This window comes from Aequorivita sp. IT1282 (assembly GCF_058068205.1).
In genome coordinates this window covers 213,568-228,974 of the sequence record NZ_JBYRHR010000002.1, presented here as the reverse complement: position 1 = coordinate 228,974, position 15,407 = coordinate 213,568, and the positions used below count along the sequence as shown (strand labels likewise).

The following is a 15,407-nucleotide window of genomic DNA, read 5'->3' as shown; positions in this document are numbered from 1 at the left end:
AATTTCACGAAATGCTAAAAGTTGAAATCGATTCCTTTTCATATTCCGAAAAAACCATTTTAAAGAATATCGCTTTTACTTTAAATCCTGGCGAGCACCTCAGCATTCTCGGTGAAAGCGGCTGCGGAAAATCTACACTTTTACATCTTGTTTACGGCCTACTTCATTTAGAAAATGGAAGTATTTATTACAACGAAAAGAAGCTATTCGGACCCACCAAAACACTTATTCCGGGTGAGCCATTTATGAAGCTCGTATCGCAAGAATTCAATATTATGCCGTTTACAACCGTTGCCGAAAATCTTGGTTCGCATCTTTCAAAATTGGATGAAGAAAAAGATGAAAGAAGAATAGACGAACTTCTGGAAGTTGTTGAAATGGAAACTTTCAAAAACACATTGGTGAAAAATTTAAGCGGCGGACAAAAACAACGCGTAGCCTTGGCGAAAGCGCTAGCAAACGAACCCAAAATTCTTTTGTTGGATGAGCCATTCAGCAATATTGATACTTTCAGAAAAAATAAATTACAGCGAAAAATTTTCAGTTATTTAAAAGAAAATAAAATCAGCTGCGTAACCGCAACTCACGACAGCGAAGAGGCTTTGGCATTTTCTGACACTATTATAATGCTGAAAAACGGAACCGAGGAAATGTTCGGAACACCACAATATATTTACGAAAATGTTTCAACTGAATATCAAGCCGGTTTTTTCGGTGAAGCGAATCTGCTTCCAAAAAACATCTTTTCCTCCGCAAATACTTCCGAAGAAGTTGTTATTTTTCCACACCAATTAGAAATTTCTGAGGAAAAAACTAGGCTTAATGTATCTGTAAAAAAATGCTATTTTAAAGGAAGTTATTATTTAATTGAAAGTGATTTTAATAACAAAACTATCTTTTTTAATAATTCACATCTCGTTAAAAGCGGAGAATCGTTTTGGCTTAAAATCTCTGTTTAGCTTAAACTACAACTATCATCTTTCCTTTATTTTTTCCATCAAACAGGTCAATAAACGCTTGTGGAATATTTTCAAAACCTTCCACAACTGTTTCCAAATAGTTGAGTTTATCTTCTTCCATCCATGTGGCAAGTTGTTTTTGGGCGGGGCCAAAATCTTTTACAAAATCGCGTACCGTAAAGCCTTGCATTAAAACACTTTTTTTAATTAGCGTAGTTTCAACTCGTGGACCCGTTGGAGTTTCAGTTTTATTGTAAAGTGAAATCGCGCCACAGTTTATTACACGGCCGTACTTGTTCATATTTGCTAAAGCTGCATCCAGAATTTCGCCACCCACGTTATCGAAATAAACATCAACGCCATCGGGACAAGCCGCTGCAATCGCTTTTTTCATATTATCCGTGGTTTTATAATTTATCCCCGCGTCAAAGCTGAATTTTTCTTGAAGGCGATCAATTTTTTCTTCGGTGCCTGCAATTCCCACAACACGGCAACCTTTTATTTTTCCTATTTGGCCTACAACGCTACCAACGGCACCCGCCGCGCCAGAGACTAAAAGTGTTTCTCCTTTTTGTAGTTTTCCTATTTTTTCTAAACCTAAATAAGCTGTCAGACCAGTTAACCCCAAAACGCCCAAATACGCTTTTAGCGGTGCTTTTTCGCGATCAACTTTGTTTAGTCCAGTTCCGTTAGAAGTTTGAAATTGTTTCAATTGAAGCATTCCATTTACAAAATCTCCCTTTTTAAAATTCTTATTGCTTGATTCTACAACTTCAGCAATAATGCCAGATTCCAAAGGTTTACCAACTTCAAAAGGTGCTATGTACGATTTTTCGTCGCGCATTCTTCCGCGTAAATATGGATCTACAGAAACATATTTCATTTTAAGTAATATTTCGCCTTCTTGGGGTTGTGGTTTTTCTTCTTCGGAAAACTCAAAATCATTGAGTGAAGGTTTTCCTTTTGGGCGATTTTTCAGCAAAATTATTTTGTTCATCAGAATTGATTTTAAAATTTAAAATAAAGTTTCCTAAAGTTAAAGCTAATAAAAGCATCGGCAACACCGCTTCCACTTATTTAATAAAAGAATAACAAACTTACATTTCTGAAAAGATTAACGAACTTCGCTTATATAGACGATATCTTTGCGCGTTCTGAAAAACCATTAATTGAAACTTTCAAAAAACATAGTAGCCACATCTATAAAGGACCTTTCGGAGTTCTTTAAAAGTACCGATTTTTCAAAAGCCATACTTTTAGGAATTGCGCTAACACTTCCTATTGTTGCTGGTGTAAAACTTGATGCACTACATATTGGTATTACCATTACGGTTGGGGCTTTGCTATCATCACCAAGCGATGTTAGCGGTAGTATACGCCATAAAATAACAGGTATTTTATTTGCTACTTTATTGGCAATGATTGTGAGTTTGGTGGGAGGATATCTGCATCTTTCGCTTTGGTTGCTATTCCCGATTTTAGGGTTTTTAATGTTCTCTATTTCCTATATTTCAATCTATGGTTTTCGTGCCTCGCTTATAAGTTTCTCAGGTCTTTTTGCTTTGGTGTTAAGTTTTTCAACCGTTTCTGGCGGAATGGAGCCTTATGAAAGAATGTTGCTCGTTGGTATTGGTGGAGTTTGGTATGCTTCATTAGCCTTGTTGTGGCATTTTATTTTTCCGAAGGCACCTACAGAATATTATCTTTCAAAAACGCTGAAACTTACAGCAGAATATTTAAAAACTCGAGGCGAATTAGTTGCTGAAATCAACGACCGGACAGACCTTTTAAAGAAATTGTTAAACACCCAAACCGAGTTAACCACTATTCACGAAACGCTGCGCGATATTTTAATTGCAAGCCGAAAAGGTTCTGGTAAAAGTGATTATGAAGGCAAGCGATTGCTCATTTTTGTGCAGTTAGTAGATATGTTGGAACTTGCAATGGCGAATCCCGTTAACTATTCCAAAACCGATGAGTTTTTCGAAAAGAAACCAGAGCAGTTGGCAGATTTTCAAGGTTTACTTTTTGCAATGAGTAACAGATTGAATGTTATTGCAGATAATATTTCCACCCCTAAAAGACTTCGGAAAAACACTACAATAGAAGAGTTTCAAAAAAAGATTAGAAAGGATATTTCAGAATATACTTCCTCTTCAAACGAAACTTTTGACGAAAATTTGTTGCTTCTCAAAAATCTTTTCAAATATCAAAAAGAGCAAATTAAAAAGATTGAGAAAATTGAATGGTTGTTGCAAAACCCCGCACAACGAGAGCTATCATTGCTTAAAAAAGAAGATTCTCGAAGATTTTTAACCAAACAAAATTACGATTTTGAAATACTCGTAGAAAACTTCAATCTCCGCTCCCCTATTTTTAAACATTCGTTGCGGTTAGCTGTTATGACAATGATAGGTTACGGCGTAGGTATGTTGTTTGCAGTACAAAATCCGTATTGGATTTTACTTACGCTAATTGTAATTATGCGCCCAACTTTTGGGCTTACAAAAACACGTTCCAAAGAAAGAACTATTGGAACTTTAATTGGCGGTGCATTGGCGGTAGGTATTGTATTTCTAACTCAAAATACTACCGTTTACGGCATTCTGGCCATCACCACATTGGTTATTGCGTTTTCAATGATACAACGCAATTACAAAGCTGGAGCTACTTTTATTACGCTGAGTGTCGTTTTTATTTATGCGCTAATACGGCCAGATATTTTCAATGTAATTCAGTTTAGGGTGATGGATACGTTAATTGGAACTGGATTAGCGACTCTCGGAAACTTATTTCTTTGGCCTGCCTGGGAAATTCAGGGTATGCAAAAAACCTTGTTGGAAACCATTAAAGCCAATAGAATTTATTTGGAAGAAATCATAAACTTTTATACAAAAAAAGGTACTGTTCCTGGGGAATATAAATTAGCTCGAAAAAAGGCTTTTTTGGAATTGTCTAATCTCAGCGCCGCCTTTCAAAGGATGACGCAAGAGCCGAAATCTAAGCAGAAAAATCTAGACAAAGTTTACGAAATTGCTGTGCTAAACCACACTTTTTTATCGTCAATGGCTTCTTTAAGTGTCTATATTTTGAACAACCCAACGACACCTGCTTCCAAGAATTTTGAAAAGGTTTCTGAAAGAATAATTCAAAATTTGGAGGAGGCGGAAAGAATTTTGACTGAAGAAATAGCGAGTAATCCTACTAAATATAACTCGGAAGAAAACGAAATAACTTCATCATCTGAAGATCTTTTTGATGCTACTTTTGGACAAAGTCTTATATTTTCGGACGAAGAAAAAGCATCCAAAACAGAAGGGTTTCATTCAAAAATTGAAGAAGCACATTTGGTTCGCGAACAATTAAAATGGTTACTATCTATGAGTGAAAAAATGCCAAAACTTTTACGAGAAACGGAATTTTAAAAACAAGTTTATTTCACGTTCGTAATTGAATAAATAGTCCCGTTAAGGTTAAACTCATCGCCTTTTTTCTTCCCAGATAGTAACACGCCAACTGGCGAATTTAAAGCCACGCAAAGATAATCTGTCTTTCCAATTGCTACTGTACCAATAGAAATACTGATGAAATAAATAAACTTATCTGTATAAACCAAACTTCCCAATCGCGCATAATCTGAGACAGCTTTTACATCAATTTTTTTAAGAATCTGAACCACTTTTTCAATTTCCTGCAACTGTTTTCCTGCATTTTCACGATCTATTTGAAGCATTGCGCGACCAGTTTCATGCTTATCGCCACTGCTACTTTTTGATTCTTCAAGTAAAGATTCTTCAATCCCACTAATGGTTTGCTTTATTCTGGAATATCGGTTGTCAACCTGATTTTGGCAGTGTTGCAGCAATTCGGTTTTAAGTTCTACTGCGGTCATTTTTTCTTTTTATTAGTCTCTACTTTAGCTTCTTGTTTTTCCAGTCTAAAAGGGCCGTAATAGCGCATCTGTCGCACAATCCATTGTGTTCTTCGCGCCACATACGGACCAGGCGGATTAGCTTTATAGCGCTGTGGACTCGGTAAAATTGCAGCTATTGCGGCGGCATTTTCGGCTCTCAAGTTTATTGCAGATTTTTTAAACCAATATTGCGAAGCAGCTTCAGCGCCAAATACGCCGTCACCCATTTCAATGCTGTTTAAATATACTTCTAAAATGCGCTCTTTACTCCAAAGGGCTTCTATTAGTACTGTAAAATAAGCTTCCAATCCTTTTCTAAACCAAGTGCGGTCAGGCCATAAAAAAGCATTTTTAGCAGTTTGTTGCGAAATGGTACTTCCGCCACGAATTTTCTTCCCTTTTTCGTTGTTCTTTAGGGCCTTTTCAATTGCTTCGCGATCAAAACCGCTGTGACTTAAAAAGGTTTGATCTTCAGCGCAAATAACGGCGAGTTTTAAATTTGGTGAAATTTCATCAATCGGGACCCAATCGTGGCGTGTTTTGTAATCTTCACCGCCTTCTATCGAGCGAATTGCCATTAATGGCGTGTACGGTACGGGAACGAATTTATACAGTAAAACCCATAAAACAGTAAGCCCGATGAACCAAAGTATAATTTTAAATAGAAATTTGAATAGTTTTTTAATCATATTTTTTCTCTGTGGATTTCTGTGCTTTCTTTGTGTAGCTCTGTGAAACCGCTATTACACAGCGAACCGCAAAGTTACTCAGAGAAACATGTTTTTAATCAATTAATTCTGACAGTTGTTTTCCAATGGAGCTCCCAATAGCCACGCCCATTCCCCCCAAACGCACTCCACAATATACATTTTTTGAAACCGCTTTTAAAATAGGTTTTTTCTGTTTTCCAATGCCCATAATACCACTCCACCGCTGTTCAATTTCGAAAGATTGGTTTGGTAAAATTACGGTTTTAAGCAATTGCTCCAACTTGTTTTGCACCAATTGTGTCACCTCCATTTCAGTGGTTTCTTCAGTTTTAAAATCTAAGTTTCTGCCACCTCCAAAAAGAATTCTATTATCAATATTTCTGAAATAATAATAACCTTTATCAAGATGAAAAGTACCTTTTATTTGTAAATTTTCAATCGGTTTAGTTACCAAAACTTGTGCTCTCGCAGGTGTTACATCTTCTTTTAAAAATTGCTTTGCAAAACCATTTGTAGCGATAAATACCTTTTTTGCGCTAATTACTTCTGAGGTGTTTAGTTGAAATGAAACGGCTTCTTCAGTGTCTGAAATATTGCTTATTTCGGAAGAATTTAAAATTAAAATATTTTCTTCCGAAGCTTTTTTAATAAGGCCAAGCATCATTTTTCCGGTATCTATCTGACCTTCAAATTCGCTAAAAATAAGTTTTGTTTGAATATTTTTAAAGCCAAAAGGGTTTGCCTTTTCTGAAAAAATGTCTGCTTCAAATATGGGTTTTAATAGTTCATTTACATAACCAATCTTTGAATTACAGGTTTCAAAAAGCGCTTCGTCTTCCTTTGTAAAAAGTTCATAACCACCGTATTCTTTGTAATCTAATTGCTGGTCTCCTAAAGTATTACGAAGCAATTTTAAGCCTTCCACTCTGCTTTTTACCAGTTGGATAACTTCTTCTTCCGAATGGGTTTTTAAATCATCTAATATTTCAGAAATACTTCCGAAACAAGCAAATCCAGCATTTTTACTGCTCGCACCACTTGGAAGCATCCCGCGTTCAAAGACAACGATTTTACTTTTTGGAAATCTTTTCCGAAGAGAAAGGGCACAATTTAATCCTACAATTCCACTTCCAATCACCGCAAAGTCGATGTTTGAAAGCCAAGTATTGCGTTCCCAAAAGCTAAAGTTCATCATAAAATATATTCAAATTTAAAAAGCACCAAGATCCAAAGATAGTTTTTTGGAAATTGGTGCTTTTAAAAAGTTGTAGTTAACAATAAGACAGTGTCTATTGCCACTGCCTACAGATTTATTCCTCTTCAGGTTCGTTCATTTTAAATGTATTCATAAACGCTGTGGTGTAATTTCCGGCTACATAATTTGGCTCATCCATCAATTGACGGTGAAACGGAATTGTAGTTTTTATACCTTCAATTACGAATTCGTCCAGAGCACGTTTCATTTTACTTATTGCCTCTTCGCGTGTTTGTGCAGTTGTAATAAGCTTTGCAATCATAGAATCGTAATACGGCACAATAGTGTAGCCAGCATAAACGTGTGTATCTAGACGAACACCGTGTCCTCCCGGTGCGTGTAAAACGGTTATTTTACCCGGCGAAGGGCGGAAGTCGTTATACGGGTCTTCTGCGTTAATTCGGCATTCTATTGAGTGCAATTGTGGTGTGTAGTTTTTACCTGAAATTGGAATACCAGCAGCCACTAAAATCTGCTCACGAATAAGATCGTAATCTATTACTTGTTCTGTAATTGGGTGTTCTACTTGGATACGCGTATTCATTTCCATAAAGTAGAAATTGCGGTTTTTATCCACCAAAAATTCGATGGTTCCGGCGCCTTCATATTTAATGAATTCGGCAGCTTTTACGGCAGCGTTACCCATGTCTGTACGAAGTTTTTTCGTCATAAATGGACTTGGCGTTTCTTCGGTAAGTTTTTGGTGACGACGCTGAATGGAGCAATCGCGCTCACTTAAATGGCAAGCTCTACCCGTGCTATCGCCTACAATCTGAATTTCGATATGGCGTGGTTCTTCAATAAGCTTTTCCATATACATGGCATCATTTCCGAAGGAGGCAGCAGCTTCTTGACGAGCACTATCCCAAGCCTTTTTAAGCTCTTCCTTTTTATATACGGCACGCATACCTTTTCCACCACCACCAGCGGTGGCTTTCAGCATAACGGGATAACCAACTTCTTGCGCTAGTTTCTCACATTGCTCGAAATTTTCTATAATTCCCTCGCTTCCTGGAACTGTGGGAACTCCGGCGGCTTTCATTGTAGCTTTCGCAGAAGCTTTGTCGCCCATGCGTTCAATCATTTCTGGAGAGGCGCCAATGAATTTTATACCGTGTTCATGACAGATTTTTGAAAACTTGGCGTTTTCTGAAAGAAATCCGTAACCAGGGTGGATTGCGTCTGCATTTGTAATTTCTGCAGCTGCAATAATATTAGACATTTTAAGGTAACTCAGGCTGCTAGAAGGCGGTCCAATACAAACGGCTTCGTCTGCAAAGCGTACGTGTAGGCTTTCTTCATCTGCCGTAGAATAAACCGCAACTGATTTAATACCCATCTCGCGGCATGTGCGAATAATTCGCAGTGCTATTTCGCCCCTATTTGCAATTAATATCTTTTTAAACATAAGGTTTCTTAAATAACAAATTTCAAATAGCAGATTCCAAAGGTTTGGAATTTAGGATTTGAGATTTGGAGTTTATACTAAGATGGATCTACTAAAAACAAAGGTTGATCAAATTCTACTGGTGAAGAATCATCGACCAAAACCTTCACAATTTTTCCTGAAACTTCGCTTTCAATTTCGTTGAAAAGTTTCATCGCTTCAATTACACAAAGCACATCACCTACGTTAATGTTATCTCCAACTTCAACAAAAACGGATTTGTCTGGAGAAGGTTTTCTGTAGAAAGTACCTATTATTGGCGACTTAATAGTTATGTATTTAGAATCTACAGCATCTGTTGCTGGAGCATCTGTTGCAGGAGCTGTTTGTTGAGTTCCTGTAGCAGTTTGAGGCTGCATTTGCATTTGCGGTTGCCCCATTGTAGGTATTTGCTGAATGTAAGTTGTTTCACCTTTAGCGTCTTCAGATCCTGTTTTAATGGTGATCTTTATGTCTTCAGTTTCAAGTTTTACTTCGCTGGCACCACTTTTTGCCACAAACTTGATCAAGTTTTGAATGTCTTTTAAATCCATATTACAAGTATTAATCTTTTGAGTTATAAATTATTTTGAATCATAGGCCCATTTCACATAAACGGCGCCCCAAGTGAAGCCTCCTCCGAAGGAAGCAAATATCAAATTATCTCCTTTTTTAAGCTGTTTTTCATAGTCGGCCAAACACAGTGGCAAGGTTGCAGAAGTTGTATTGCCGTATTTGTGAATGTTAATCATTACTTTTTCTTCAGGTAATTTCATACGTGAAGCAGCCGCATCAATAATGCGTTTATTGGCTTGGTGAGGCACTAACCAATTTACGTCCTCTCCTTTTAAGTTGTTCCGAAGCATCACTTTTTCGCACACATCTGCCATGTTTGAAACTGCGAATTTGAAAACGGTTTTTCCCTCCTGAAAAACGTAATGTTGTTTATTTGCAAGCGTTTCAGTTGAAGCAGGAAGTAAAGAGCCGCCGGCATCAATTTTTAAGAATGGTCTACCCACACCATCAGAACGCAGGTACTCATCCTTTACTCCTAAACCTTCGGTATTGGGTTCAAACAAGACTGCTCCGCCGCCATCACCAAAAATGATACAAGTAGTTCTATCGGTATAATCAATAATTGACGACATTTTATCTGCGCCAATAAGTAGTACTTTTTTATATTTTCCGGATTCAATGTATCGCGCAGCAGTTGACATTCCGAAGAGAAAACTGGAACAAGCTGCAACTAAATCAAAAGAGAATGCATTTACTGCTCCAATTTGTGTAGCCACATAAACGCCTGTTGCCGCCACTGGCATATCTGGCGTTGCTGTTGCCATGATAACCATGTCTATTTCAGCAGGGTCTGTGTTACTTTTTTGGAGAAGGTCTTTAGCTGCTTGTATAGCAAGAAAGGAAGTGCCTTTGTCTTTATCCTTTAATATTCTCCTTTCCTTAATTCCGGTCCTGCTGGTAATCCAATCGTCGTTGGTATCTACCATAGTTTCCAGAATTTTGTTGGAAAGTACGTAATCTGGAACGTAACTGCCTACAGCGGTAATAGCTGCCGTGATCGTATTCATAAAGCTGAATTAAAATTCACAAAAAAGACCAAAAATCTTTTAAAAAGAGTGAAAAATACTAAATTTTACTTGAAATTCGGCACTAATTAAGTTGTTTTTGACTTTTTGCAAAGTTAAAAAACAAAAAAACCCTCACGGTCGGGTGAGAGTTTTGAATAAGATTATTGAATGTTATGCTTCTACCTGCTCAGTTGCATCAATTACAACTTGACCACGATAGTACATCTTGCCTTCATGCCAGTGTGCTCTATGGAAAAGATGTGACTCTCCAGTTGTAGGGTCTATTGCAAGTGTAGGGGCAGTAGCCTTGTAATGCGTTCTTCTCTTATCTCTTCTGGTTTTCGAGATTTTTCTCTTAGGATGTGCCATTGCTATTTATTATTTATCCGTTAATAGTTTTTTTAATGAATCCCAACGGGGATCGGTATTGTCGTCTTCGGGCGCTTCTTTTTCTTCTATCGCTTTTAGACTAAGTTCTTCAAGTTTATCAAGTATGTCACTTTTTAATGTGCCGTCTTTTACTCCGGGATGAATTTTTCGGGAAGGCAAAGCCAACACGATAGATTCATATATATATTGCTGAATATTCACTTCGTAAGTTCCGTGAGGCAGAATGAGTAAATCTTCATTTTCATCATTATATTCCTCACCAAATTTTACTACAAAACTATAAGTACCTGCAATCGCTAGATCAAAAGGCTCATTTGTTGTGTCGCAAGCAACGTTTACAGTTCCATTATATGTTAATGTGAACTCTAACAACGTGCTCATTTTTTCCAGCAGTACATCGAGATTAATGGCAGCGTCATTAAATTCGTCATACTCAAAATGCTCAAAGAACGCTTTATTTAATTCAAAGTTAAACTGGTGTTTGCCTAATTTTAGCCCTACGAAAGGGATGGTAAACTCTTTCAAATCCTTCATTTTCACACCTATTTAAGACCTTAACCTTACGGATAAGGCGGGTGCAAAGATAAAAAATTATTTGAATAGCAATTAGTTTTTCTATTTCTTTTTTGAGAAGCCTCTTTTACGGTTAGTTTGAAGCGGATTTTTTGAGATTTCTGTGTATTGTTCGCGGGTCTCAAAAATTGAAATAGCACTGAAAACAGCTTCGCGAAAAGATTCAAAATTGGCAGTATTTTTACCAGCCAAATCGAAGGCGGTACCGTGATCTGGCGAGGTTCGGATGCGGTTAAGACCTGCAGTAAAGTTTACGCCTTTTCCAAAAGCAAGCGTCTTAAAAGGTATCAAACCCTGATCGTGATAGGAGGCTATAATGGCATCAAAATTTTTATAATTACCCGACCCAAAAAAGCTATCTGCAGCGTACGGACCAAAGACCATTTTGCCATTTTTGCGAATATTATCTAAGGCAGGACGCAAAATTGTGTCGTCTTCATCGCCAATTACACCATTATCTCCTGTATGAGGATTAATTCCTAAAACAGCAATTTTTGGTTTTTCGATTCCAAAGTCTTCAACTAAAGTATGGTAGATGGTATTTATTTTTTTATCGATGCGCGCTCGGGTGATGTTTTCTACCACATCTTTAACCGGCACGTGATCTGTTAAAAGACCGACGCGAAGATTTTCAGAAATTAAAAGCATTAAACTATCGCCTTCAAGTTCTTGTGCTAAATAATCTGTGTGACCAGGAAAATTAAAATTTTCAGATTGTATGTTTGATTTATTTATGGGCGCAGTAACCAAAGCATCAATCTTTTTTTCTTTTAAAGCTGAAACGGCGGCTTTTAAAGATGTTATAGCATATTCTCCACCTGTTGAAGTTTCTTCGCCAAAAGCAACATCAACGTGTTCCTTCCAAACATTCAAAACATTTATTTTCTTCGGAATAAGATCTTCTATTTTATCAATTCCGTGGAAGTTTATATCGGTTTCGTATTGTTTTTTATAGAAAGACATCAACTTAACAGAAGCAAAAATAACGGGCGTACAAAATTCTAGCATGCGCAAATCCTCAAATGTTTTCAGAATTATTTCACTTCCAATGCCATTGATATCTCCAATGGAAATACCCACCACTATTTTATCTTCTGTGCTCATTATGTTTGGCTTTTTAAATTGTTACTTTTGCAGTACAAATGTAACCAAATACTACGATGTTTACAGGAATTATTGAAACCGTTGGCGAAATAGCCCAACTTACACAAGAAGGTGAAAATCTTCATATAGAAATAAAAAGCCCTTTAGCGACGGAGCTTAAAATAGACCAGAGTGTATCTCATAATGGAGTGTGTTTAACCGTGGTAAAAACACGTGATGCATCTTATATAGTTACCGCTATTAAAGAAACTTTGGACAAAACAAATCTGAAAAACTTAGAAAAAGGCGCTTTAATAAACTTGGAGCGTGCAATGAAAATGGGTGACAGACTAGACGGCCACATAGTTCAGGGCCATGTAGACGGGGTTGCTATTTGCAATAATGTTGAAGAAGCAGACGGTAGTTGGGTTTTCACTTTTCAATATAAAAACACAGATTTCAGTACTGTTGAAAAAGGTTCTATTACCGTAAATGGCGTTAGCTTAACGGTGGTAAATTCTAAAAAAGACGAATTTAGTGTTGCTATTATTCCCTACACTTATGACAATACAAATTTTAAAGAAATTAAGGAAGGAAGCGAAGTAAATTTAGAATTTGATATTATTGGGAAGTATGTAAAAAACCTTATGATGCCTTATTTGTAGTTTGATTGCGATTGTAAACTACATAAAATCCAAATGACAAACCGGCTATTAAAAGAATCCAAATATGATCATCTATAGGCAACTGCGGTCCAGGTGGAGGCAGATCATTAGGGGGTTCAGGCAACGAATCCGAAGCCTGTAATGCCAATAGAATAAAGCCATATATAAATGAAAACATGGTTAAGTTTCAACAATTTGGGATCGTTAGAATCTGCTAAAATACTAAAAAAAATATATAGTAAATAAAAAATGAATTATCGCAACAGTAATAACTCACTATTACACTGTAAATTGTACAGTAAATATATTTTTTATTAGCTCGTTATTGAACAATAACTAGTTTGGTATTTTAAGTCGATATACTTAACATTTTTAAGAACATTCTTCGAGAGCGCTAATTGCAGACTTTTTAATAAAAAGTAATAAATCGCTCGTTTGATGTTAATAATTGCAAAGAAATTGGATATCAATCAACTTTCATTCGGAAAAAATGTGGTCCCACATGGGCTCGAACCATGGACCCCCTGATTATGAGTCAGGTGCTCTAACCAGCTGAGCTATGGGACCTTTATAATATCAATATTTCAATTATCTGCCTAAACTTATACCAAAGCGAAAACACTAATGGGTAGGTTTAAGGTTTGCAAATGTAAAACACTTTACAAATACAGCAAAACTATTTTTAGTTATTCTCAATTTCTTGGCACAATTCGATCAAAACTCCATTTGAAGACTTAGGATGAAGAAAGGCTACTAGCTTATTATCAGCACCTTTCTTGGGTTCGTCGCTCAGTAAAATAAATCCTTCATTTTTCAGCCTATTCATCTCTGCTTTAATATCCTTCACTGCAAAGGCTATATGGTGTACGCCTTCCCCTCTTTTATCGATAAATTTCGCAATCGCACTGTCCGGGTTAGTAGCCTCCAAAAGTTCAATTTTGCTTTCTCCGCATTTAAAAAATGAAGTTTCAACACTTTCGCTTTCCACTTTTTCGCTCTTGTAGGGGGCACTTCCTAACAAGGCTTCATATATTTTATTAGCATCGGCGAGGTTTTTAACCGCAATACCAATATGTTCTATTTTTTCCATCAAGAGTTTCAAATTTCAATTCCACGAGGGTGGAAATACCTATTAAAAACGTAAAAATACAAACTTAATTCTATTGAATTTCAACAAGCTTGCCACTTCATTAACATTCCGTACGGTTTTATATTCTATTTTTGCACTATGGAAGAAACTAACAGACAGAAAAAAATAGGTAGCGTTTTGCAGAATGATCTTGCAAACGTATTGCAGAGTATGCTTCGCGAAGCTGGTCAAATGGGCATTATTATTTCGGTGAGCAAAGTGAGCACAACTACAGATCTTTCCATTGCGAAAGTTTACGTAAGCATTTTCCCCGCAGATAAAGCAGAAGCTATTGTGGCAGAACTGAACAAATTAAAACCAAACATAAAACACCAAATTGCGCAATTAACAAAAAATCAACTGCGCAAAATGCCCGATCTTTCCTTTTATAACGATGATTCTTTGGAATATATTGAAAAGATTGATAGAGCCGTAAAAGGCGAAGAAAACCCACTAAAAAACCCAGATTTGCTTCCGAATAGAAAAAAATCGTAAGTTGAATTTTTCGCTCTACATCGCCAAACGCTATTTGTTTTCAAAAAGCAGCAACAATGCCATCAATATTATTACAGGTATTGCAGCCTTGGGCGTAGTTGTAGGCGCAATGTCTTTGTTTATAGTTCTTTCGGGCTTTTCGGGTTTGAAAGATTTCAGCCTTCAGTTTACGAACCAATTTGATAGTGATCTTAAAATACTTCCCGAAAGCGGAAAAACAATCGTTTTTTCTGAAGCACAAAAATCGCAGCTGAAAGATATTGAAGGAATTGAAAACTTTTCTGAAATAATTGAAGAACGTGTTTTTCTTCATTATAAAGGAAAAAATCACATTTCGTACATAAAAGGAGTGGATTCACTTTACGGTAAAGTAACCCAATTAGACAGTATAATGTATTACGGCGATTGGTTGGTACCCCACGAAAATGAAGTGGTAATTGGCCTTTCCACCGTTGCAAAATTATCTTTGGGCGTTCGCGATTATGGCGAATTGCTAGAAATTTACGTTCCAAAACCTGGTACGGGACAATTAAATGCTTTGGATCCTACCGATGCGTTTACCCAGGAAAAGGTGGTGGTTTCCGGCGTATATCAAGTAAACGAAGATTTAGACTCTAAATATGTTTTTTCTGATTTAGAATTTGCTCGCAACTTGTTGTCGTTAGACAGTACTAAAATATCCGCTGTTGAAATTAAACTGCTTCCAAACGCTTCTGAAGAAAACGTACGAGCCAAAATTGAATATATTTTTCCCGAAAAAATCAGTATCAAAAATCGAATTCAGCAAAACGATGCGCTTTACAAAATGCTGAATACTGAAAATATTGCGGTTTATTTAATCTTCACTTTAGTATTAATAATTGCGCTTTTCAATGTAATTGGTTCCATAATAATGATGGTTTTGGACAAGCGGAAAAATATAAAAACACTCTATAATCTGGGTGCTTCCTTACCCGAAATACGCCGCATTTTTTTCTTACAAGGCACGCTAATGACCGTGCTTGGCGGTTTACTGGGAATATTCTTAGGAATTCTTGCCGTACTTGCGCAATTAAAATTCGAGTTCGTGGCTATTACCAGCACCTTGCCCTATCCTGTAAAAATGGACTTCCTAAATGTTGCGATTGTTTTTGTAACGATAACAGTTTTAGGGGTTATCGCTTCAAAAATTGCATCGAGTAGAGTTAGAGAAAAGCTGTTGGTTTAATACCACTGGTTTGCACCGT

Annotated in this window: 16 protein-coding genes and 1 tRNA gene; 5 read left to right on the top strand and 12 right to left on the bottom strand. The window is 36.8% G+C overall.

Features of this window, described 5'->3' with window-relative positions; all coding sequences use genetic code 11:
* Positions 1 to 11 precede the first annotated feature (11 nt).
* Complete coding sequence (locus AC3RVG_RS04910) at positions 12 to 959, top strand: ABC transporter ATP-binding protein (RefSeq protein ID WP_489690328.1); 948 nt, start codon at positions 12 to 14, stop codon at positions 957 to 959.
* Between the two features lies 1 nt (position 960).
* Here AC3RVG_RS04910 and AC3RVG_RS04905 read toward each other — a convergent pair whose 3' ends face one another.
* Positions 961 to 1,956: an NADP-dependent oxidoreductase gene (locus tag AC3RVG_RS04905; protein WP_489690327.1), complete on the bottom strand. Its 996-nt coding sequence runs from the start codon at positions 1,954 to 1,956 to the stop codon at positions 961 to 963.
* A gap of 172 nt (positions 1,957 to 2,128) precedes the next feature.
* On the opposite strand from AC3RVG_RS04905, the gene AC3RVG_RS04900 reads away from it, so the two are divergent.
* Entirely contained in the window at positions 2,129 to 4,384 is a 2,256-nt protein-coding gene (locus tag AC3RVG_RS04900; RefSeq protein ID WP_489690326.1) for an FUSC family protein, read from the top strand.
* 8 nt (positions 4,385 to 4,392) lie between these two features.
* Here the strand turns inward: AC3RVG_RS04900 and AC3RVG_RS04895 are convergent, their stop codons facing one another.
* The 9 genes from AC3RVG_RS04895 to pdxA all read right to left on the bottom strand — a co-directional run bounded on the left by AC3RVG_RS04895 (position 4,393) and on the right by pdxA (position 11,913).
* Positions 4,393 to 4,851, bottom strand: a complete 459-nt coding sequence (locus tag AC3RVG_RS04895; protein WP_489690325.1) for a 3-oxoacyl-ACP synthase — start codon at positions 4,849 to 4,851, stop codon at positions 4,393 to 4,395.
* Positions 4,848 to 5,561 (bottom strand): monofunctional biosynthetic peptidoglycan transglycosylase, encoded by a 714-nt coding sequence (gene mtgA / locus AC3RVG_RS04890; protein ID WP_489690324.1) that lies wholly within the window; start codon positions 5,559 to 5,561, stop codon positions 4,848 to 4,850. The genes AC3RVG_RS04895 and mtgA overlap by 4 nt, the downstream gene beginning before the upstream one ends.
* Before the next feature lie 94 nt (positions 5,562 to 5,655).
* Entirely contained in the window at positions 5,656 to 6,774 is a 1,119-nt protein-coding gene (locus AC3RVG_RS04885) for an NAD(P)/FAD-dependent oxidoreductase (RefSeq protein WP_489690705.1), read from the bottom strand.
* Between the two features lie 118 nt (positions 6,775 to 6,892).
* Positions 6,893 to 8,245, bottom strand: coding sequence for an acetyl-CoA carboxylase biotin carboxylase subunit (gene accC, locus AC3RVG_RS04880; protein ID WP_489690323.1), 1,353 nt, complete (start codon positions 8,243 to 8,245; stop codon positions 6,893 to 6,895).
* A gap of 77 nt (positions 8,246 to 8,322) precedes the next feature.
* Positions 8,323 to 8,817, bottom strand: coding sequence for an acetyl-CoA carboxylase biotin carboxyl carrier protein (gene accB / locus AC3RVG_RS04875; RefSeq protein WP_489690322.1), 495 nt, complete (start codon positions 8,815 to 8,817; stop codon positions 8,323 to 8,325).
* Positions 8,818 to 8,847: 30 nt separating this feature from the next.
* On the bottom strand, positions 8,848 to 9,846 hold the full coding sequence (locus AC3RVG_RS04870; RefSeq protein WP_489690321.1) for a beta-ketoacyl-ACP synthase III: 999 nt from the start codon (positions 9,844 to 9,846) through the stop codon (positions 8,848 to 8,850).
* A gap of 171 nt (positions 9,847 to 10,017) precedes the next feature.
* A complete protein-coding gene (rpmF, locus tag AC3RVG_RS04865) occupies positions 10,018 to 10,215 on the bottom strand; it encodes a 50S ribosomal protein L32 (protein ID WP_111843057.1) in 198 nt (65 codons plus the stop codon).
* 9 nt (positions 10,216 to 10,224) lie between these two features.
* On the bottom strand, positions 10,225 to 10,770 hold the full coding sequence (locus tag AC3RVG_RS04860) for a YceD family protein (RefSeq protein WP_489690320.1): 546 nt from the start codon (positions 10,768 to 10,770) through the stop codon (positions 10,225 to 10,227).
* An 81-nt stretch (positions 10,771 to 10,851) separates the two neighbouring features.
* The gene (gene pdxA, locus AC3RVG_RS04855; protein WP_489690319.1) at positions 10,852 to 11,913 is read right to left on the bottom strand and encodes a 4-hydroxythreonine-4-phosphate dehydrogenase PdxA; all 1,062 of its coding nucleotides are present in this window, start codon (positions 11,911 to 11,913) and stop codon (positions 10,852 to 10,854) included.
* Between the two features lie 56 nt (positions 11,914 to 11,969).
* Here pdxA and AC3RVG_RS04850 point away from each other — a divergent pair, with 56 nt between their 5' ends.
* Complete coding sequence (locus tag AC3RVG_RS04850) at positions 11,970 to 12,557, top strand: riboflavin synthase (RefSeq protein ID WP_489690318.1); 588 nt, start codon at positions 11,970 to 11,972, stop codon at positions 12,555 to 12,557.
* A 493-nt stretch (positions 12,558 to 13,050) separates the two neighbouring features.
* Here AC3RVG_RS04850 and AC3RVG_RS04845 read toward each other — a convergent pair.
* Together AC3RVG_RS04845 and mce are read right to left on the bottom strand one after the other, a co-directional pair.
* A tRNA-Ile gene (locus AC3RVG_RS04845) sits at positions 13,051 to 13,124 on the bottom strand.
* Positions 13,125 to 13,239: 115 nt separating this feature from the next.
* The gene (mce, locus tag AC3RVG_RS04840) at positions 13,240 to 13,647 is read right to left on the bottom strand and encodes a methylmalonyl-CoA epimerase (RefSeq protein ID WP_489690317.1); all 408 of its coding nucleotides are present in this window, start codon (positions 13,645 to 13,647) and stop codon (positions 13,240 to 13,242) included.
* A gap of 138 nt (positions 13,648 to 13,785) precedes the next feature.
* Here mce and rbfA point away from each other — a divergent pair, with 138 nt between their 5' ends.
* A complete protein-coding gene (gene rbfA / locus AC3RVG_RS04835; RefSeq protein WP_489690316.1) occupies positions 13,786 to 14,181 on the top strand; it encodes a 30S ribosome-binding factor RbfA in 396 nt (131 codons plus the stop codon).
* A gap of 1 nt (position 14,182) precedes the next feature.
* On the top strand, positions 14,183 to 15,388 hold the full coding sequence (locus AC3RVG_RS04830) for an FtsX-like permease family protein (RefSeq protein ID WP_489690315.1): 1,206 nt from the start codon (positions 14,183 to 14,185) through the stop codon (positions 15,386 to 15,388).
* Positions 15,389 to 15,407 lie beyond the last annotated feature (19 nt).